A 19,215-nucleotide genomic window follows, 5' to 3' on the forward strand; every position below is an offset into this window, starting at 1 on the left:
GCAACAGCCGGCGCGTGACTTCTTATTTGCTTGCTACACCGATCGCCGACTGCGCACCAAGACTGCTGCGCGCTTTCTTGACATCATCGGCGGAGACGGGCGCCGCTGCATTGCCCCAGCTATTGCGGACATACGTGGACAAAGCGGCGATATCGCTGTCGGTCAGCTTCCAGCTGAAGTTCGGCATGGCCGCACCCGTGGGGTTGCTTTGCGTCACGGCGCCGCGGCTGCCGATCAGGATCGTGCGCAACATGTTGGCCGGATCCGGCGCGCGCACACCCGCGCTATCCGCAAGCGATGAGACCATGCCCGTCACGCCCTGGCCCGACGAGCGGTGGCAAGCCGCACAGTTCGCCATGAACAGCGAGTGGCCGAGCGTCATTGCCGAGTCGCTTGCTGCAAGCGTCGCCGGCGCCTTGCGATCGGATCCCGGCACGCTCTTCAGATACACGCCCACTGCGCGCAGATCGGCCGTGCTCAGGTGCTGGAGCGAGTTGGTCACGGCTTCGGCCATCGGGCCCGACGCAACGCTGCGGTTATTGCCTCCCGTATGCAGGTATTCGACGATATCTTCCGTCGACCAGTTGCCCAACCCTGTGTATGGATTACCCGTGATTTCCGGTGCGTACCATCCCTGCAACGCGCCGCCTTGCAACGCTGCCTTGTCGCCGCCGAGGAAGTTCTTCGCGGTGTGGCACGACGCGCAGTGACCGAGTCCTTCAACCAGATACGCGCCGCGATTCCATTCCACCGATTGCCTGTCGTCGTTTCTGAACGGCGTGTTGTCGAAGAACAGCAGATTCCAGCCGAACATCAGCAAGCGGATGTTGAACGGGAACGGCAGTTGGTTCGCTTCAACCTTGTTGTTCACGGCCGGGACCGTATCCAGATACGCCTTGATATCGCGCAGATCCTGGTCGCTGACTTTGGCGTAGGCCGTGTACGGCATGGCCGGGTACAGAAACTCGCCGTGTTTGCCGCGTCCTTCCTTCACGGCGCGGATGAACTCGGCATCGGTCCAGGTGCCGATGCCGGATTGCTTGTCGGGCGTGATGTTGCTCGCGACGATCTTGCCGAACGGCGTTTCCAGCGGCAGTCCGCCTGCGAACGGTTTGCCGCCTTCGGCCGTGTGGCACGCAATGCAGTCGCCCGCGCGCGCCAGATACAGCCCGCGTTCGACCGCGCCGGCGTCGGCGCCGGCGCTGGTGGACGCGAGCGGGGCGGCTTTTGGAGTAGGCGCATTCAAACCGTGTTGTCCGCCAATGTTGCTCTGCGCATTGGGGTTGTCCTGCGCATGCGCATCGCCCGCATGATTCCACGCAACGAATGCCGCGGTGGCGAGCACCACCGCGCTGAAAGTACCGATGAGTGTCTTGACTCGCACGTTCAGATCCTCACCAGTGGGCCAGGCGACTTCAGGTACTGCGACTTGATGGCTTCCGCGGCCCACAGCGTGGTTGCGCCGACGGTGCCGGTCGGGTTGTAGCCGCCGTTGTTGGCGAACGCGGACGCGCCCACCACGAAGGTGTTGTGCACGTCCCAGCTTTGCAGATAGCGGTTCAGCGCGCTCGTCTTCGGATCGTCGCCGATGATCGCGCCGCCGGTGGTGTGCGAGGACAGATTGTCCATCGGTGAAAACGGTTTGGTGGTCGGCTCGCTGCGCACGACAGTTTTGGCGCCCATCGCGTGGCCGATTTCTTCCGACTTGTCGGCCATGAATTTCGCCGAGCGCTTGTCGTTCTCGATCCAGTCGAAGGTCACGCGCAACAGCGGCCGGCCGAAGCGGTCCTTGTATTCGGGATCGAGATCGAGGTACACGTCGCGATGCGGATAGCTATTGCCCATCACGTAGATGGAGTTGTAGTTCTGATAGGCGTGCTGATACGCCTTCTTCCATTCGCTGCCCCAGCGCGGCGTGCCCGGCGGCACGCCATTGCTCAAGCCGATCGGCCGGCCATTCGTGGAATGCACGAGCGCCACGCCGCCACCGATGAAATCGTGATTCGTGTGGTCGAAATTGTCGCTGTTGAAGTCGTCGATGGCCTGCGCCAATGCGCCCGCGCCGATGAACGGATTGAGCCGTTCGTTCTCGAAGAAGATCGATGCGCCGGAGATGGTCTGGTACGCGTAGTTGCGCCCGACCACGCCTTCGCCGGTATCGCGGTCGTACGGCTTGCCGATGCCCGAGAGCAGCATCAGGCGCACATTGTCCATCTGATACGCCGAGATCACGACGATATCGGCGGGCTGCTCCCACTCGTTGTTGTCGTGGTCGACGAAGGTGACGCCCGTCGCCGTTTTTTTGTCTTCGGCAAGATTCACGCGCAGCACTTCGGATTCGGTGATCACGCTGAAATTCTTGCGCTGCATGAGCGCGGGCATGATGCACGCCTGTGGGCTGCTCTTCGACCAGTTGCCGCAGCCGAAAAACTCGCAGTAACCGCAGTACGTGCAAGGCGCCATGTGCACGCCCAATGGGTTCACATACGCGCCCGAGGTGTTGCCCGCCGGCACCGGAAACGGGTGATAGCCGAGGCCGCGGGTTGCCGTGTCGAAGATTGTGGCGACGCGCGTGCGCTCGAGCGGCGGCAGCGGATAGTCGCGATTGCGCGGACCTTCGAACGGATTGCCGCCTTGCTGGATCTTGCCTTGAATATTGCCGGCGCGGCCCGAAGTCCCGGCGAGACGCTCGAACTTGTCGTAGAACGGTTCGAGATCGGCATACGTCACGCCCCAGTCCTGCACCTGCATGCCTTCGAGAAACTTGCTCTTGCCGTAACGCTCGACGGTGTTCGTGTACGTCTGAAAATCGTTCGGCAGGAAACGCCACGTCATGCCGTTCCAGTGCGTGCCCGCTCCGCCGACCCCGATGCCGAACTGGTACGTGTTCCAGTCCCGCAGGGGCAGGGCGGTTTGATCCGGCGTGTTGCGGAACGTCAGTGTTTCGACGGCGGGCGGCTGCATGAGCGCGCGTCGCGTTGCGAAACGCAGTTCGTCGGTGTCGACCGTGGTGGGGAAGTCGCTGCTGGTGTCGCGCCATGCGCCGCGTTCGATCGCGACCACGTTCAGACCGGCCTGGGTCAGTTCATTCGCCATGAGCGAACCGGCCCAGCCGAGGCCGACGATCACGGCGTCGGCCTTAGCACGTTTGAGTGCCATGTAATTCTCCGCTTGTTGCAGTGGGGTGCAGTAATGCAGTGATGCTGGGGAAACCGCGTGGGAGCGAGCGCGAGCGCGTCAGCTCTTGCGGCTGATGAGGCTGATCGGAATGATCTTCAGGTCTTCGCCCTGACGGCCGATCACATCGCGGAAATCGTATTGCGCGCCGGGAAAGCCGAGCATCTTCCAGCCGGCCATGTCCTTGTTGCCGCCGTAAATCGGATCGGCGAAAAACCCTTCGCGCACATTCTGCAGAATCAGATTGAAGAAGGCTTTCGAATCGACCGTGCCGAGTGCGAGTTCGCCGGCCTCGAGCTGTTTGAGCAGGCCGTCCTGCTGTTCGGGCGAAAGCGCACTGAAGGTTTTGCCGCCGAAGTTTTGCTTGCAGTGCTGGTCGAGCGACTTCAGGCCGGCGCGATAACGTTCGGCGGGCGTGTCCTTGATCTGCGGGCCCTGGCTCGGCGTCCCCGGCTTGAACGTGCCCAACCGGTATTGCGTGGCCGCGCGGCCGTAATCGCCGCTCAACTGGCGATCGATGAAGAGCGCGCAGCCCGCTTCCTTGCCGCCGATGCTCAACGCGTCTGCGGGAATCAGGCGGTCGGCAATCGCTTCGACCGCGGCGACTTCTTCGGCGGTAAAGAACTTCCAGCCGTCGGGCACGACAGGTTCCGGCAGCACCACCGGATCCTTGAACCACGGCATGCCGCCGAAAATCACGCGGGCCTTGGCGACCGCGATACCCGCAGCCATCAGGATCATTGACGAAAGAAATTTACGCCGTAACAAGTCGTTTTCCTCAGGAAATCATGCAGATGCGAACAGAAATGGAAGGCGCGTGGCGCGTTCCCAAGCTCCGTTCTTTTTCATATTCTAACTGGTTAGTACAAAATGCGTCAAAATGTGAGCATTCGGGATGCGAGCGGATCAGTCCGAGCGCGTGCACGACAAGCACCGCATCGGCCAGCCCGATCATGATCGGCTAGCGCGTTTTCAGCGCCGGTGGCGCATCACTTCCCAGCAGTCGCGATGGTCCATCCGCCTGAGCTGCCGCCGCCTGCTCATCTCGCGCCAATAATGTCCGGCGACCAGTAGCATGGCGACGCTCAACCCGCATAGACCCACGACGATGCCCGCCGCTGATTCGGCCATGCAACACTCCTCGACTGTGCAACTGATCAAGCGATACGTGTCATTCGTCGTTCAGGAGACGAGCGGCGGCCTTCAGAAATATCTGTCCGTCAGCGGTAATGAGGGGGCGTTGTTGCCCGGAAGCGAGGTCTTCCAGCGTCACGAGTTGGCGCTCCAGAAGCGCTTCCAGATCGGCACCGTCCACACTCAGCAGATCCGGTGCATCCTTGAGCAACATGAGGGTCGCGAATTCGTGTGGACTGAGCATCGTCGTCTCCTGGCTGAGCTTGCTGCCTGGCTGGGAACCTGATCCGTTGGCCTCGCTTTGCGAGCAGGATCAATTCGGTGGTGTCGGCTGCGCGATGTCATCGTGCATCTGCACGGCATGTCGCGCGCCGAGGTGCCCCATCTTAATGCTCAGGGCCGCGAAAGATCAACATGTGGGAAAAGCTTTTTTCGATCCGCTTTGCGTCATGGGTTCGTCAGCGCATACTTAATGCGTGCGAGATCTATCCCGACGAATAGCCTGGCAGCGCTCCCATGCATCAGCCTCTCTACTCGAAGCGAGGCCCGTATGCCGGGCGCTGCGATCGAAACCTGAAGGAGATGACAGTTGACCACCTTCGTTCTACGTAACGGCGCGCTTCTCGATCCCACCCGTCCTGAGCTGCTGGAAGGCTTTGAAATTCTCATCGAGGACGGCTTCGTACGCGAAGTGTCCGACAAGCCGATCAAAAGCAGCACCGCGCATGTGATCGACGTCAAAGGCAAAACGATCATGCCGGGTCTGATCGATCTGCACGTGCATGTCGTTGCGATCGAATTCAACTTGCCGCGCGTGGCGACGCTCCCCAACGTGCTCGTCACGCTGCGCGCCGTGCCGATCATGCGCGCGATGCTGCGCCGCGGCTTCACCACCGTGCGTGACGCCGGCGGTGCAGGGTATCCATTCAAGCAGGCGGTCGAGTCGGGGCTGATCGAAGGTCCGCGCCTTTTTGTGTCCGGCCGCGCGTTGAGCCAGACCGGCGGTCACGCCGATCCGCGCGCCCGCTCCGACTATATGCCGCCCGATGCCCCCTGCGGATGCTGCGTGCGCGTGGGCGCGCTCGGCCGCGTGGCGGACGGCGTCGATGAAGTGCGCCGCGCCGTGCGCGAGGAACTGCAGATGGGCGCGGACCAGATCAAGATCATGGCGTCGGGCGGGGTGGCTTCACCCACCGATCCCGTCGGCGCGTTCGGTTACTCCGAAGATGAGATCCGCGCCATCGTCGCTGAAGCAGAGGGACGCGGCACGTATGTGCTCGCGCATGCGTATACGCCCGCGGCGATCGCGCGCGCCGTGCGGTGCGGCGTGCGCACGATCGAACACGGCAACCTGATCGACGAGGAGACCGCACGCCTCGTCGCGGAGCACGGCGCGTATGTCGTGCCGACCCTCGTCACTTACGACGCCCTTGCCAGCGAAGGCGAGAAATACGGACTGCCGCCGGCCAGCATTGCCAAAGTCGCGGACGTGCATGGCGCCGGTCTGCACTCGATCGAAATCATGAAGCGCGCCGGCGTGAAGATGGGCTTCGGCACGGACCTGCTCGGCGAGGCACAGCGGCTGCAAAGCGATGAGTTCCGGATTCTGGCCGACGTCATGTCGCCGGCCGAAGTGATCGCGAGCGCGACGCTCGTCGGCGCGGAAGTGCTCGGCATGCAGGACAAGCTCGGCAGAATCATGCCGGGCGCGCATGCCGATGTGCTGGTGGTCGACGGCAATCCTTTGAAGTCCGTCGATTGCCTGTTAGGTCAGGGCGAGCATATTCCGCTCGTCATGAAGGACGGCCGGATCTTCGTCAACGAACTCGAAAGCGCTTGACCTTATGAGCGCGCGTGCGCGCCGCCCCCGTGTCCTGATCGGAGCTTGCCCATGTCGATGATTGCCGCCCGTATCGAGCGATTGCCGTTTTCAGGTTTTCACCGCCGTCTGCTGCTGATGGGCGGCCTCGGCTACACCTTCGACGCGATGGACGCCGCCGTGCTCGCGTTCCTGCTGCCGGTGCTGCGCACGCAGTGGGGATTGACGAGCGTGCAGACCGGCGTGCTGGGAAGCGGTACGTTCATGGGCTATTTCCTCGGCGCGATGCTCGCGGGCATGCTCGGCGACGTCATCGGCCGACGCAAGGTCATGATGTATGCGCTCGTGATCTATTGTGTCGCGTCTCTTGCCAGCGCGCTCGCGAACGACTGGGGCTTTTTTCTGGCGACCCGCATTGTCGCCGGCCTGGGGACGGGAGCCGAAAGCGCCATCGTCGCGCCGTTCCTCTCGGAGTTCGTGGCGCGACGCTATCGCGGCAGTTTCACCGGCAGCCTCGCGGGATTCTTCTCGTTTGGCTTCGTGGCGGCTGCACTGCTCGGCTATCTGGTGATTCCGCTCGCACCCAATGCATGGCGCGCGGTCATGGTCATCACGGCACTGCCCATCGTGATGCTGCTCTGGTGGCGCCGCGCGTTGCCCGAGTCGCCGCGCTGGCTGGAGGCGCGCGACCGGCACGCGGAAGCCGATGCGATCGTGTCGCGCATGGAAGCGGAGGTGCTGAAAGCCGGCGTGCAGCTGGAGCCGCTGCCTGCCGCGCGCGAGGAAGCCGTTCCGCTCGCGGCCGGACGGGCTTCGATCATCGCGAACGTCAAAGCGTTATGGGCGGCGAAGCTCGCGCGCATCACGGCCATGACGTGGCTGATGTGGCTCTCCATCACGTTCAGTTACTACGCGTTTTTCACGTGGATTCCGGGCTTGCTGGTTCAGAACGGAATGACCATCACGCGAAGTTTTTCATATTCGCTCGTGATTTACATCGCGCAGATCCCCGGCTATTTTTCGGGCGCGTGGCTCAACGAAAAGATCGGCCGCCAGGCGACGATTGCGTCGTACATGATCTTGGGCGGCATCTCGGCGCTCGGGCTTGCGTTGACGGGTACGGATACGGGCATCATGGTGTCGGGCATCCTGCTTTCGTTCTTCATGAACGGCACTTACGCCGGCGTTTATGCCTATACCCCGGAGGTCTTTCCCACCGACGTGCGCGCGACGGGCACCGGGCTAGCTTCGTCGATTGGCCGGCTGGGGGCGATCGCCGCGCCTATCCTCGTCGGCTACGTCTATCCGCGGCTGGGTTTTGCCGGCGTGTTCGGGGCGACGACGCTGGTGCTGCTGATCGGCGCGATGGCGGTGTTGCTCATGGGCGTGCCGACACGCGGAAGATCGCTGGAAGACATTGCAGCAGGGCAGGTCAACCCGTGAGAAAAGCAAGCGCGACTATCGCGACGACCCGTCCGCCTGTGGGATGCGGCGCAAGCTGGTGCTTGATCCACTTGGGGCTGAACGCGTGGCACCGCGTCCAGCCCACAAGAAACCTTAAGCGCGGGTCGGCGCGACGGCCGCGCGTGGCCGCAGCGTCGCCATGATCAGATACGTGCCGCCGCCGATCAGCACGCCGAAGAACCAGCCATAGGTATTCCACCAGACCGGCAGCAGCGTGGTGAAGTTCGGTAGAAAGGTCGAAAACACGCTGCCGATCGCTGCCGCGATCAACGCGTTGACGTTCCAGCCGCCTTCGTAACGATACTCGCCGTACTCCTGATAGAGCGCCGCGACGTTGATGTTGCCCTTGGCCACCAGATAGTAGTCCACCAGAATGATCCCCAGTAAAGGGCCCATCGTCGCGCCGATGGCGTTGACGAAGTGCGCGGCGTTGCCTTCCCACGGCGCGAACGGGTAGAGCACTAGTGCGATGGCCGCGGCAATGTAGCCGCCCTTCTTGAAGCTGATCTGCCTGGGGAAAACGTTGGAGATGTCGAAGGCGGCCGAGACGAAATTGGCGACCACGTTGATGCCCAGCGTGGCGACCGCGAAGGTCAGCGCCGCGATGAGCGCCAGTACCCAGCTGTCGAACTTGGCGGAGATCTGCTCGGGGTGCAGCAGCACCTCGCCGTACACCTTGAAGGCGGCGATGGTGGTGATGCCGGCCACCAGCGAGAACGCGATCAGATTGACCGGCAGGCCCCACAGATTGCCTTTCTTCACGGCATCGCGATTCTTCGCGTAGCGCGAGAAGTCGCAGAAATTCAGGTACAGCGCCGCGAAGTAAGTGATCCAGGTCGCGCCCACTGCCATCAGCGCCCAGAACGAGCCCGGCTCGCCGCTGACACCGGCATCTTTGGTTTTGTCGAGCAGCACGTCCATCGGAATGCCGTGCGAGAACGAGAAGCCGCCGGCCTTCACGCACAGCCCGATCGCCAGAATCAGCATGGCGACCCACACCGCCGGGCCGGCCCAGTCCTGAAACTTGCGCACCGTCTCCATGCCTTTCTGGATGATGAGCAACTGCAGCGCCCAGATGACCACGTAGCAGATCACCTCCAACCCTGAGTGGCCGAGGAAGTGCGTGCCCTTGTAGAACGCCATCAGGCTGTCGTTGCGGATGAGCAGCGCGACCAGCGCGCCCGCCGCCGCGGCCGTCTGCGCACCGTACCAGAAGCAGGCCACCACGGCGCGCACCAGCGCCGCGAGATTGGCGCCCCACACGCCGAATGAAGCGCGCGCCAGCACCGGGTAGGGCACGCCGGTCTTCTCGCCGGCATAGCCGATCAGGTTCATCAGCACGAAGATCACTAGCGAGCCGATCCCGATCGCCAGCACGAAGTTGGTGAACGTGCCGCATAACAGGAACAGGCTGGCGGCGAGGTAGTAGCCCCAGAGGCTGTGCACGTCGGAGGTCCAGACGTTGAAGATGCTGAAGGCGCCCCAGTTGCGCACCCTTGAAGGCGCGAGATCTTCGTTGTAGAGGCCGGGCGAAGGGTCGCGGATTTCCATCTGTCATCTCCTTTGAGTTCGTGGAACTGAGGAAACACCGCCGGAAGTCCCCGGGCGGCACTACCCCCGCGTCTGAAGCAGGCTCGTATGCAAGAACTGTATGCACTTTGATGCGCGGTTCTGAATGGGTTAACCCTTAAGCGAGGCATGCCGCCGCAAACCGGCTGCCAATGGCGTGTCTCTGGGCGATATGCGCGGAAGCGCACAGAGTGACCCGGAACGCGGCGCTAGTCTGATGGATGCCGCAGAGAAGTCTCCGCCGACATCAGGGAGCCGCGCTGTCGCGCGGAATGCACGTTTACGCCATCAGGTGCCATCGATGCGTCTCCAAGCCGCTCACTATGCGTTGCTCCTCGCCTGCGCATGCCTGACGCTCGCGGACGCATTTGCCGACGATGCCGCCGGTGTCGTCAAGACGGTCAAGGGCACCGTGCAGATCGAGCGGTCCGGAGCAAGTTCGGGCGCGGCTATCGGCAGCGAGGTGTATGGCAAGGATCGGATCGTGACCGGCCCGCAGTCCTCCGTCGGCATCACGCTGCGCGACACCACCCAGCTCTCGGCCGGCGCCGATACCATTCTCGACCTCAATCAGTTCGCCTTCAATACCACGACCCATGGCGGCGTGCTCGACGCTTCCGTCAAGCGCGGTTCTCTCGCTGTGATTTCCGGCAAGCTGGCGAAGGCGAATCCGGATGCCGTTCGTTTCAGCACGCCGACTACCACGCTCGGCGTGCGCGGCACTGAGTTCATCATCGAAGTCGGCGATAAAGGGGAGGGGGCGCGTTGAAGGCCTCGATCCGACGTTACGGGCTGGCATGGGCAGCGGCATTCGTCATGCTGGCTTCGCTGGCCGCGTGTAGTACTCCGGACAAAATTATTTTATTGCCGGATCCCGACGGCAAGGTCGGCGCGGTCGTGGTCCACAGCGCCACCGGAGAGCAGACCATCGACAAGGCTTACGCCGGCGTCGACGTCACCAAAGGCGGCAGCATCGAGCCAACGGTGGATAGCCAATCCACCGTGCAGGCACGCTATGGCGAGCTGCTCGCGGCCCGGCCGCCGCGGCCCATGACATTCACGATCTTTTTTCTGTTCGACTCCGCCACCGAACTGGCGCCGGAGTCGGCCGCCACGGTGCAGAAACTGAAAACCGTCCTCGCGACCTGGCCCGCGCCCCAGCTCGTGGTGGTCGGTCACACCGATCTGGCAGGCTCGCAGGAATTCAATGACAGACTGTCCATGCAGCGGGCGCAGACGGTTGCCGCGTTCCTGATCAAGCAAGGCATTCCTGCCCAACGAATCGAGACCGCGGCCCGCGGCAAGCGCGAGCCGCTGGTCCCCACGGCCGATGGGGTTCCCCATCGCATGAACCGGCGCGCAGTCATCACCATCCAATGACCGGCGCCAGTCAGGGCGCTGAATGGCCTTGCCGTCGATGAAACGCTATTTCGCCCCACGGGTTGCGCGAATCAGGCGTCTGCTGAGGACGGCCCAGGGGCGCCCGGTGGCGCTGGCGTTGCTGTTCGGCCTGAGCCTGCTCAATCTCACCAGCGAATGGCCGAGCGACATTCCGCGCCCGGCTTTCGTCGACGCGCTCGACGCGGCGCTGCCCGATTCCTTCAAAACCGCCCGGCAAATTCTGTTCGACCAGTATCAGCGCCACTATCCGCGGGTTCCGACTGCGCAGCCCGTGACCATCGTGGAGATCGACGAGGAGACGCTGGCGAGCGTCGGTCAATGGCCGTGGCCGCGAGACCGGCTCGCGACGCTGGTCGATGCGATCGATGCACTGAAACCGCTGGCCATCGGCCTCGACATCTACATGCCCGAGCCGGATCAGACCTCGCCCGACAAGATTGCCGCCGATCTGCCGAAATCGGCGGCGGCGCTGGCCGCCGGCTTGCGTGCGCTGCCGAGTCACGAAGCCATTCTCGCGCGCTCGCTGCGCGCGGCGCCCACCATACTAGGCGCCGCGCCGCTCGATCATGCCGGCTTCGCCGCCCGCACCGACATGCGCAGTGCACCGATCCTCGTGCATGGCGCCGACCCGCTCGACTCGGTGCAACGCTTCGACTATGTGCTCGCCAGCTTGCCGGAATTGCAGGCGGCGGCTCACGGGCAGGCGATGCTGAGCGTGGCGCTCGAACAGGGCGTGGTGCGGCATATTCCGCTCATCATGGGTTTGAGGGAGAAGCTCGTCCCCAGTCTGCCGATGGAGATGCTGCGCCTCGCCACCGGATCGTCGGCGATCGACGTCTTTGCCGACACGTCGGGCGTGCAGGCGGTGGGCGTCGCGGATGTGCAGGTGCCCACGCAACCCGGCGGCGACATCTGGTTGCATTTCGCGTCCATTCGCTCGACGCTCGGCCGCTACGTGTCGGCACGCGACGTCCTGCAGGGGAGCGTCGATCCCGCCCGGATCCACAACAAGCTGGTGCTGGTCGGCCTGACCGGCGCGGGCGTGACCGACATGCGCACGACCGCGCTGGGGGAACTGGTGCCGGGTATCGAGATTCAGGCGCAAGTGATCGAGACGATTGTCGAGGAGCGTTTCCTGCGCCGGCCCACCTGGCTGAAGTGGGCGGAAAGCGCCTTCATCATGACGTTCGGGCTGCTGATCATCTGGTATGTGCCGCAGCGTCAGTCGCGCTTCGCCGTGTTCATGCGAACCGTCCCGAAGGGTTCCACCGTTCTGGGCTTATTGCTGCACCTGCTCAATGTGTTGTGCTGCTTTCTGATTTTTATCCGGTTCGGGCTGCTGGTCGATGCGGCCTCGATTTTTATTATCCTGTCCGCCGTCATGGGCTGCTTTCTGACGCCAGCATTGCTTCATGCCGACGAACCAGGCAGAACGGAAAACGCGCCGGCGCAGGGGCGCGAAGAAGGCGACGATCGCGCCGGCAAAGCGCGGGAACCTTGAGAGAGATGCTATTACAGGTGAAGCGCGCCCCCCTGAATGATGTCGGGTTGCAGCACATCCGGCTGCAATTCTACGAGTCATCCAGGCGAGCACGAAACGCCATTATTCCATCGAATCGTGGCGTCCGGGTGACTGCACGCATCATCGCGACAGGGGGCGAAATTTACGTTGAGCATGCGTGGCGAGCGCGTCTCGCTACGCTGCAACGCAGCGAATCGAACACCGTTTTGCCGCACTACGTAGACGCGTAGTCTACCCATCTGCAATGTCCGAAACTCACACCGCAAGATAACCGTATATACTGTTTATACCGTTATTTTCATGGAGAGTTTGATGAGTGAGCCGAGCGTCAAGAAAGCAACGAAGAAGACCTTTCACTTCCCGAAGGGTGCCGATGCTGCGTCCGAAACCGAGGGCGGCGTTGCCGAACCCACCGCGACCGTCGCGGTAAAGAAGAAGAGCGCAAGCGCCAGGAAAGTGTCGAAGGCGAAGAAGGTTGCGGCCGACGCGGCGGTGCCTGTCAAGGCAACCGTTGCGGTCAAGGACAAGCGCGCGAAGAAAGAGAAGGTTGTGCGCGACAGCTTCACGATGCCGAAATCGGATTACGACAAGATTGCTGCGCTGAAGCTGAAATGCCTGGCTGCCGGCGTGTCCGCGAAGAAGGGCGAAATCCTGCGCGCTGGATTGCTGCTGCTCGAATCCGCGACGCCGAAGCGTCTCCTCGCAGCGGTGGCCGCTGTCGAGCAGGTCAAGACCGGGCGTCCTGCGAAGTCGTAGGCTTCGACGAACGCTGGAGCGGTTCGATCAGCGGGAGACGTGGGCTCCGATATCTACTGCCTGGTCGTAGTCGATGGGCAGTCTCGATGCACCGTTGGACGCCATGGTCAGCACTTCAACGATCCCCTTCGTCGAAGTGCTGACCGGCAGCGCGCCCACCTCCGTCGCCTTTGCCCAGGTACAGCGCGTAATTTCGTTGCTGGGCATTGGCTGGTCGCCATCGGCAAGCGTCGCGACAAATACGTGGTGGCAGGTGTGGATGCCGGTGAAGCCGAACAGGTAGCGCATGTCCATCGCACGAAGGCGCGTTTCCTCCATCAATTCGCGCAGCGCGGTTTCACGCAGATCTTCCCCTGCCTCGGGCTTGCCGCCGGGTAGCGACCATCGGGTGCCTTCCCGGCTGACCAGGAGGATTCGCCTGCCGAGCTGGCAGACAACAGTCGCTCGTTGCTTCACAGTGTCTCTCATGTTCTCTGCCGCGTTACGTGGAGCACGCCGCATGCCTGGATTGGGCGCAGCGGGCCGCACAGCGGTCGCTATCGCCGGGACGGCGGCAGAATCTCCGCGCCATGCCGCGCGTCCGGGCCATGGACGGTGCAACCATCGATCGTCGTTTTAAAGTGTGACAATAGTGTGGCGCTGATGCAGCGGCGAACTTCGTATGCAGCGGGGCTGCCGACGATCAAATCAAGGCCGATTGAGAATTCACGCAACGTCGGTCGTGATCCGATCGCGTGCAGCGCTATCCGCGAGGCTTTTCAACGCCTGGCTTCCGTCCGTGCGGGCGGCGTCTTCAATTGCGAAGGTTGTTTCGCTGAAGGCGATCAGCTTGAATCCGCTTCCCCTCGCGCGCGGAACCGTGATGCCCCAATGCCAGCCTCCGGCTTGCTCGAAGACATGCAATACGGGGACGGTTGGAGTGTGTGAAGACTGAGAAGTCGTCATGGCGCGTTCTCCCGTCATATTGCGACCGTGGGTGCACAATTGCAGTTGCCCCGTCTTTAGTCTACAGGTATTTTGCTGCACTGCAATATGCCGACCGTGGTAAAAATGTCGAATCGTGAAGCGTCACAATTTTGAAAAGATTCGCCGCTCACTGAGATATGCGAACATGAATTGACGAATTATCGATCCAACATGATCTACGGGGGCTCCATGAGTACTCATTCGCTCATTTGGGCAGCGGTGCCGCACAATAGTGACGGCGTCGTCTTTCAGATTCGCATCGTCCACGGACTTCAACGTTTCCATGTATCGCGCCGCGCGCTAGAAGCTGTGTTCGATCTCGAACCACGCGCTTCGGACGCGAAACAACTGCAGCATTTCTATTCGCATCTGACGCGCATCCTGGCCCGAGCCGGCGAGAAGCGTTCGTTCTGCGGTTCAGATACGGTGCCACTTCAGGCAGCCGATTTCACGTCGACAAGCAGAGAAACGTTCGCATCGAGTCGACATGCGATGGCATGAAGCGCGGCTCATGAGACGGCACTGACGCGACTGCGTCTACAGCCAGCGCCAGATGCCCGCGGCCCAGCCGGTGAGCGGGATATGGGCCCAGGTCGCCGCGAGCCAGACGACCAGGCCGCCCAACAGCGCGTGCATGCCGAAGCCGCCTAGCCGCGCGCGGCCGGCGGCGATCGCCGCGAACGGCAGGTAGCTGGTCTGCGATTCCCATGCGGGCCACAGATCGGGTTGGAGCCGCTCCTTCTTCCGGTCCTGCAGCGCAGCGCCGACGAGCGCGAGGATCACCATGGCCGCTGCGACGATGATGTTCTTGGCCACCGGAAACACCGCGATATGGCACAGTCCCCACATCGCGAACGACCACATCATCGGGTGGCGCGTTATCGCGAACACGCCGCGCGCGGTGCCGGGAAACGAACCGGGCCGGCCGCCGGTAGGCAGCGCCGGATTGCGGATCAGGGAACCCATCAGCAGGATCGACGCGATCAGCATGATCACGGTCGCGATCGCCCAAAGCACGTCTCCTACCGGCCATAGCGGTGCGGAGAGCGGCGCCTTTGCGTAAGCCACGATCAGCCAGCCGAGCGTCACGAACGCGATCAGCGAATACACACCGAGGAATGTCTTTTCGCCGATTGCGCCGACCAACGGTCCGCGCAGCGGATGGGAGAGAAGAAAGTGACTGCCCAGAAAGGCGATTGCCGCTGCCGCAACTGCGCTGGTGCTTCCCATTGATCGGGCTCCTCAAGTCGTTGACCGTAGCGCCGTCATAGTCGACGGCGCGGTGCGTGGGCTCTCGACCTTGAAGCAGGGTTTTGCCCGTTGGCCACTCTCGCACACTCCAGCATCTTGCCGCGCAAAAACAAACGGTGCGGCTCCGATACACCGGAACTCGCACCGTAATCTGGCAGTTTTATCTTCAACCGATTGGGCAGCGTTGCGTCAGGGCGGCAACCCTGACGCAAGCGCGGCGCCCGTTCAGGCGAGGTCGAACCGGTCGAGGTTCATCACCTTGACCCATGCGGCGACAAAGTCGCGGACGAACTTCTCCTTGCCGTCCTCACTTGCATAGACTTCGGACAGCGCCCGCAACTGGGCATGCGAACCGAACACCAGATCGACGCGGCTGCCGGTCCACTTCACCGCACCGGTTTTGGCGTCGCGTGCCTCGAAGACGTTACGGGCCGGCGAGGCCGGTTTCCATTCCGTACCCATGTCGAGCAGGTTGCGGAAGAAGTCGTTAGTCAGCGTTTCCGGCTTGTCGGTAAAGGTGCCTTGCGGATTCTGCCCGGTCCCGACGTTCAGCGCGCGCAGCCCGCCGATCAGCACCGTCATTTCCGGCGCTGTCAGCGTCAGCAATTGCGCCTTGTCGATCAGCAATGCCTCAGCCGGGACCTTGATGCCGTCCTTCAGATAGTTGCGGAAACCATCGGCGACGGGTTCGAGCGCGCCGACGGATTCCACATCGGTCTGATCCTGCGAGGCGTCCATACGTCCCGGTGCGAAGGGCACCGTCACCTGATGGCCAGCGCTCCTGGCCGCCTGCTCGATGCCGGCATTGCCGGCCAGCACGATCAGGTCCGCAAGCGACACCTTCTTGCCGCCGGACTGCGCGCCGTTGAACTCGCCCTGGATGCCTTCGAGCGTCTTTAGAACCTTCGACAGCTGCTCGGGCTGGTTGACGGCCCAGTCTTTCTGCGGAGCGAGGCGAATCCGCGCACCGTTGGCGCCGCCGCGCTTGTCCGAGCCGCGGAACGTGGACGCCGACGCCCAGGCCGTCGACACCAATTGCGACACCGACAGCCCCGACGCCAGGATCTTCTGCTTGAGCGAGGCGATGTCCTGCTCGTCGACCAGCGGATGGTCGACTGCCGGAATCGGGTCTTGCCAGATGAGTTCTTCGGCGGGCACTTCCGGGCCGAGATAGCGGGCGCGCGGTCCCATGTCGCGGTGCGTCAGCTTGAACCATGCGCGGGCGAAGGCATCGGCGAGCTGGTCGGGATTTTCCAGGAAGCGCCGCGAAATCTTCTCGTAGGCCGGGTCGAAGCGTAGCGAGAGGTCGGTGGTGAGCATGGTCGGCCGCTGCTTCTTCGAGGGATCGTGAGCGTGCGGGATCGTCTCATCGGCACCCTTGGCAACCCACTGGTTGGCGCCGGCCGGGCTCTTGGTCAATTCCCATTCGAACTTGAACAGGTTCTCGAAGAAGTTGTTGCTCCACTGCGTCGGCGTGGTGGTCCAGGTAACTTCAAGGCCGCTGGTGATGGTGTCGGCGCCCTTGCCGGAGCCGTAACTATTCTTCCAGCCCAGCCCCTGGTTCTCGAGCTCCGCGCTCTCGGGTTCGGGACCGACGTTGTCGGCCGGACCGGCGCCGTGCGTCTTGCCGAAGCTGTGGCCGCCGGCGATCAGCGCGACGGTTTCCTCGTCGTTCATGGCCATGCGACCAAAGGTTTCGCGGATGTCATGCGCGGCGGCAAGCGGGTCCGGATTGCCGTCCGGGCCTTCCGGGTTGACGTAGATCAGGCCCATCTGCACGGCGCCCAGCGGATTTTCCAGGATGCGCCCGTTGTCGTCGCGGCTGACCTCTTCGCCGTGCTTTTCCACGTCGGCGACGATCACGCCGCCGTCGTCTTCATTGCCCGCGGCGCCCTTGCCATAGCGGACATCACCGCCAAGCCAGGTTTTTTCGTTGCCCCAGTAGACGTCCTGATCCGGTTCCCACGTGTCGGGGCGGCCACCGGCGAAACCGAAGGTCTTGAAGCCCATGGTTTCGAGCGCGACATTGCCGGTCAGGATCAGCAGATCGGCCCAGGAAATCTTCTGGCCATACTTTTGCTTGATAGGCCAGAGCAGGCGGCGCGCCTTGTCGAGGCTGACGTTGTCCGGCCAGCTGTTGAGCGGCGCGAAACGCTGCTGGCCGCGCCCGGCGCCGCCGCGGCCGTCGCCGATGCGGTAGGTGCCGGCACTGTGCCAGGCCATGCGGATGAAGAGCGGACCATAGTGGCCGAAGTCGGCCGGCCACCAGTCCTGCGAATCGGTCATCAGCGCGGCGAGATCTTTCTTTACCGCGGCCAGATCGAGACTCTTGAAAGCCTCGGCGTAGTTGAAGCTTTCGCCCAGTGGGTCGGACTTGCTGGAGTGCTGGCTCAGCAGATCCAGCCGCAGTTGCTTGGGCCACCAGTCACGGTTCGTCGTGCCGCCGCCGGCGGCATGGTTGAACGGGCACTTTGCTTCGCTTGACATGCGCTATCTCCTTTGAGGACGTACCCACGATTTGTTCTGTTGCAGCGTCTGTCTGCTATGGCGCATTGCACGATACCGCGCCGAGGGGCAGCCGGAACATTACCTGGTGGGCTCTTGTGAGTGTACTGGGTGAACCGCTGCGATTACATGACGCACATGCTTTCTATCCGGTACGCATGTCGTGGCATGCTTTTGACGAGGATAGTTCGCGTCGTCGGGCCTGCTGCTGCAACTCAAAATATAGGTGAGACTCACCATCAATAGAATGAGATTAAGGCAATGCCGTCGATAGTACACGCCTATGAAATGCAGCGTGCTTTCGCTGCCGTAGGCGTCCTGACTGGCCCCATTGCTGGGGCGGCCGAAGAGGGTGGCGTCGCGGTAGAGGAGAAAAATGGAGGTGGACGGTTGCCCGAAAAGTCCACCAGGCATCAAAGGCGGCGGAAGGCGGGGCTTATCCGTTCAGTTCGGCGACAAGACGGGTCAGGCGGGCGATGCGATAGCTGAACAGCGGCGCGTGCGGACAGTTTTTCAGATGTTCGACGCGGTCGCGCCAGTAGGTCGGCGGGAACGGTTCACGTGACGCGCAGGCAATCACGCGTTCCAGATGAACGAGTTCGCTTTCGAAAATGTGGTGATGCATTGTTTTGAATCCCCGTGAATGGCTAGTGTGGTCCGCTCACGACGTCGCTAACAATCTGACGCCGCGTAGGGTTGCAAAAAAGCAGATTCCGTCCACGCAGTGGATCTGCGTGGTTTTGCAATGCAAAAGGCCGCTGGTCTGACGATCCAGAAAAATCCGTCGGGATGGCCGGGCGCGCAATGCCGCCGGCCGATGATTTCGAATGCCCCGCAAAGGATGGGCGAATGCGCCGCGCGTGACGCAGCCTGATAGAAAAGAGCAAGCCGCCGCTGCTTGTCCCCGCAAGGGAAGGCAACGACGGCCGCACCCCGTGCCAGCTCGCCTGGTGCATAGCCAGACGGAGTCCGCCATTTCGCGGTCACGCATCGCGACGATCTTCTCTATGGAAGCATTCGGTCGCGATGCGTCGACACACGACAGTCACCACTACAACAACAGCACAGCCCTCTCTCGGTCTGTTGCCAACGACACGGCGTCGCTGGACTCGATACGCGCGTCAAGCATGGTTCGGATCACTAACCGAACGGCCTCGGTAAATACAGACGGGCCAGGGTTCGGCTACGTCGGCGATTCAGCAGCAATCTGCATGTCGCCGGACGTCGGTGTGTCGAACGCTTTGCAGCGCGTGATCTTGTTAGTCTCTCAGGTTCCCCCGGCTTGTCGGTCTGCTTTGCCGCATATTCCGGAAACCGCCCGTCCAGGTTGCTTTTTCGGGCGGCATTTCGTCTCAATATTTAAGCAATGACCGTGCCAGGCCTCGAAGCCGCGTGCAGGCGGGAAGGCAGGAGAGTTTCAGACCTGCAATTGGTCAGTCTCGTCCATGCGCAGCCTTAGGATTGGACGATTTCGTCCAATTGACCGTACTGAGTATGACGAGAGGGCGCTTTCGTCCACATGGGGGACGAAAGCGATGGGGGCAGGCAGGGGGACGTGTGGTACTCGGAAAGCGGAGGGGTGGGGGGGGGGGGGGGGGGGGGGGGGGGGGGGGGGGCCGCCCCCCCCCCCCCCCCCCCCCCCCCCCGCGGC

At 62.6% G+C, this 19,215-nt stretch carries 19 protein-coding genes; 7 read left to right on the forward strand and 12 right to left on the reverse strand.

Going from position 1 to position 19,215, the window contains the following annotated elements:
* Positions 1-22: 22 nt before the first annotated feature.
* The 6 genes from PQR54_RS37360 to PQR54_RS37385 form a co-directional block, all read right to left on the reverse strand.
* Positions 23-1,384 (reverse strand): cytochrome c, encoded by a 1,362-nt coding sequence (locus PQR54_RS37360; protein WP_408254897.1) that lies wholly within the window; start codon positions 1,382-1,384, stop codon positions 23-25.
* Between the two features lie 2 nt (positions 1,385-1,386).
* Positions 1,387-3,159: a GMC family oxidoreductase gene (locus PQR54_RS37365; protein ID WP_408254900.1), complete on the reverse strand. Its 1,773-nt coding sequence runs from the start codon at positions 3,157-3,159 to the stop codon at positions 1,387-1,389.
* A 78-nt stretch (positions 3,160-3,237) separates the two neighbouring features.
* Entirely contained in the window at positions 3,238-3,909 is a 672-nt protein-coding gene (locus PQR54_RS37370) for a gluconate 2-dehydrogenase subunit 3 family protein (protein WP_408254902.1), read from the reverse strand.
* A gap of 46 nt (positions 3,910-3,955) precedes the next feature.
* On the reverse strand, positions 3,956-4,132 hold the full coding sequence (locus PQR54_RS37375) for a hypothetical protein (protein ID WP_408254904.1): 177 nt from the start codon (positions 4,130-4,132) through the stop codon (positions 3,956-3,958).
* 17 nt (positions 4,133-4,149) lie between these two features.
* Positions 4,150-4,308 carry a hypothetical protein gene (locus PQR54_RS37380; RefSeq protein WP_166799220.1) on the reverse strand — a complete coding sequence of 53 codons (159 nt, stop codon included), beginning with the start codon at positions 4,306-4,308 and terminating at the stop codon, positions 4,150-4,152.
* A gap of 40 nt (positions 4,309-4,348) precedes the next feature.
* A complete protein-coding gene (locus PQR54_RS37385; protein ID WP_408254906.1) occupies positions 4,349-4,555 on the reverse strand; it encodes a hypothetical protein in 207 nt (68 codons plus the stop codon).
* Positions 4,556-4,900: 345 nt separating this feature from the next.
* On the opposite strand from PQR54_RS37385, the gene PQR54_RS37390 reads away from it, so the two are divergent.
* Together PQR54_RS37390 and PQR54_RS37395 are read left to right on the forward strand one after the other, a co-directional pair.
* Positions 4,901-6,151, forward strand: coding sequence for a metal-dependent hydrolase family protein (locus PQR54_RS37390; RefSeq protein WP_408254908.1), 1,251 nt, complete (start codon positions 4,901-4,903; stop codon positions 6,149-6,151).
* A gap of 51 nt (positions 6,152-6,202) precedes the next feature.
* Positions 6,203-7,573 (forward strand): MFS transporter, encoded by a 1,371-nt coding sequence (locus PQR54_RS37395; protein WP_408254911.1) that lies wholly within the window; start codon positions 6,203-6,205, stop codon positions 7,571-7,573.
* Between the two features lie 114 nt (positions 7,574-7,687).
* Here the strand turns inward: PQR54_RS37395 and PQR54_RS37400 are convergent, their stop codons facing one another.
* A complete protein-coding gene (locus PQR54_RS37400) occupies positions 7,688-9,145 on the reverse strand; it encodes an NCS1 family nucleobase:cation symporter-1 (protein WP_408254913.1) in 1,458 nt (485 codons plus the stop codon).
* Between the two features lie 319 nt (positions 9,146-9,464).
* Here PQR54_RS37400 and PQR54_RS37405 point away from each other — a divergent pair, with 319 nt between their 5' ends.
* The 4 genes from PQR54_RS37405 to PQR54_RS37420 all read left to right on the forward strand — a co-directional run bounded on the left by PQR54_RS37405 (position 9,465) and on the right by PQR54_RS37420 (position 12,842).
* A complete protein-coding gene (locus tag PQR54_RS37405) occupies positions 9,465-9,932 on the forward strand; it encodes a FecR family protein (protein WP_408254916.1) in 468 nt (155 codons plus the stop codon).
* A complete protein-coding gene (locus tag PQR54_RS37410; protein ID WP_408254918.1) occupies positions 9,929-10,543 on the forward strand; it encodes an OmpA family protein in 615 nt (204 codons plus the stop codon). Before PQR54_RS37405 ends, PQR54_RS37410 begins: the two co-directional genes overlap by 4 nt.
* 37 nt (positions 10,544-10,580) lie before the next feature.
* Entirely contained in the window at positions 10,581-12,065 is a 1,485-nt protein-coding gene (locus tag PQR54_RS37415) for a CHASE2 domain-containing protein (protein ID WP_408254920.1), read from the forward strand.
* Between the two features lie 333 nt (positions 12,066-12,398).
* Positions 12,399-12,842, forward strand: coding sequence for a hypothetical protein (locus tag PQR54_RS37420; protein WP_408254923.1), 444 nt, complete (start codon positions 12,399-12,401; stop codon positions 12,840-12,842).
* 27 nt (positions 12,843-12,869) lie between these two features.
* Here PQR54_RS37420 and PQR54_RS37425 read toward each other — a convergent pair whose 3' ends face one another.
* On the reverse strand, positions 12,870-13,298 hold the full coding sequence (locus PQR54_RS37425; RefSeq protein WP_408254925.1) for an NUDIX hydrolase: 429 nt from the start codon (positions 13,296-13,298) through the stop codon (positions 12,870-12,872).
* Positions 13,299-13,547: 249 nt separating this feature from the next.
* Positions 13,548-13,805 (reverse strand): hypothetical protein, encoded by a 258-nt coding sequence (locus tag PQR54_RS37430; RefSeq protein ID WP_408254928.1) that lies wholly within the window; start codon positions 13,803-13,805, stop codon positions 13,548-13,550.
* A 192-nt stretch (positions 13,806-13,997) separates the two neighbouring features.
* On the opposite strand from PQR54_RS37430, the gene PQR54_RS37435 reads away from it, so the two are divergent.
* On the forward strand, positions 13,998-14,309 hold the full coding sequence (locus PQR54_RS37435) for a hypothetical protein (protein WP_408254930.1): 312 nt from the start codon (positions 13,998-14,000) through the stop codon (positions 14,307-14,309).
* Positions 14,310-14,345: 36 nt separating this feature from the next.
* Here PQR54_RS37435 and PQR54_RS37440 read toward each other — a convergent pair whose 3' ends face one another.
* The 3 genes from PQR54_RS37440 to PQR54_RS37450 form a co-directional block, all read right to left on the reverse strand.
* Positions 14,346-15,038: an NnrU family protein gene (locus tag PQR54_RS37440; RefSeq protein WP_408254931.1), complete on the reverse strand. Its 693-nt coding sequence runs from the start codon at positions 15,036-15,038 to the stop codon at positions 14,346-14,348.
* 246 nt (positions 15,039-15,284) lie between these two features.
* The gene (gene katG / locus PQR54_RS37445; protein WP_408254933.1) at positions 15,285-17,546 is read right to left on the reverse strand and encodes a catalase/peroxidase HPI; all 2,262 of its coding nucleotides are present in this window, start codon (positions 17,544-17,546) and stop codon (positions 15,285-15,287) included.
* Positions 17,547-18,000: 454 nt separating this feature from the next.
* Positions 18,001-18,189, reverse strand: a complete 189-nt coding sequence (locus PQR54_RS37450; protein WP_012433079.1) for a hypothetical protein — start codon at positions 18,187-18,189, stop codon at positions 18,001-18,003.
* Positions 18,190-19,215 lie beyond the last annotated feature (1,026 nt).

Origin of the sequence: Paraburkholderia phytofirmans (assembly GCF_046028095.1) — a bacterium.
Classification (GTDB): domain Bacteria; phylum Pseudomonadota; class Gammaproteobacteria; order Burkholderiales; family Burkholderiaceae; genus Paraburkholderia; species Paraburkholderia phytofirmans_A.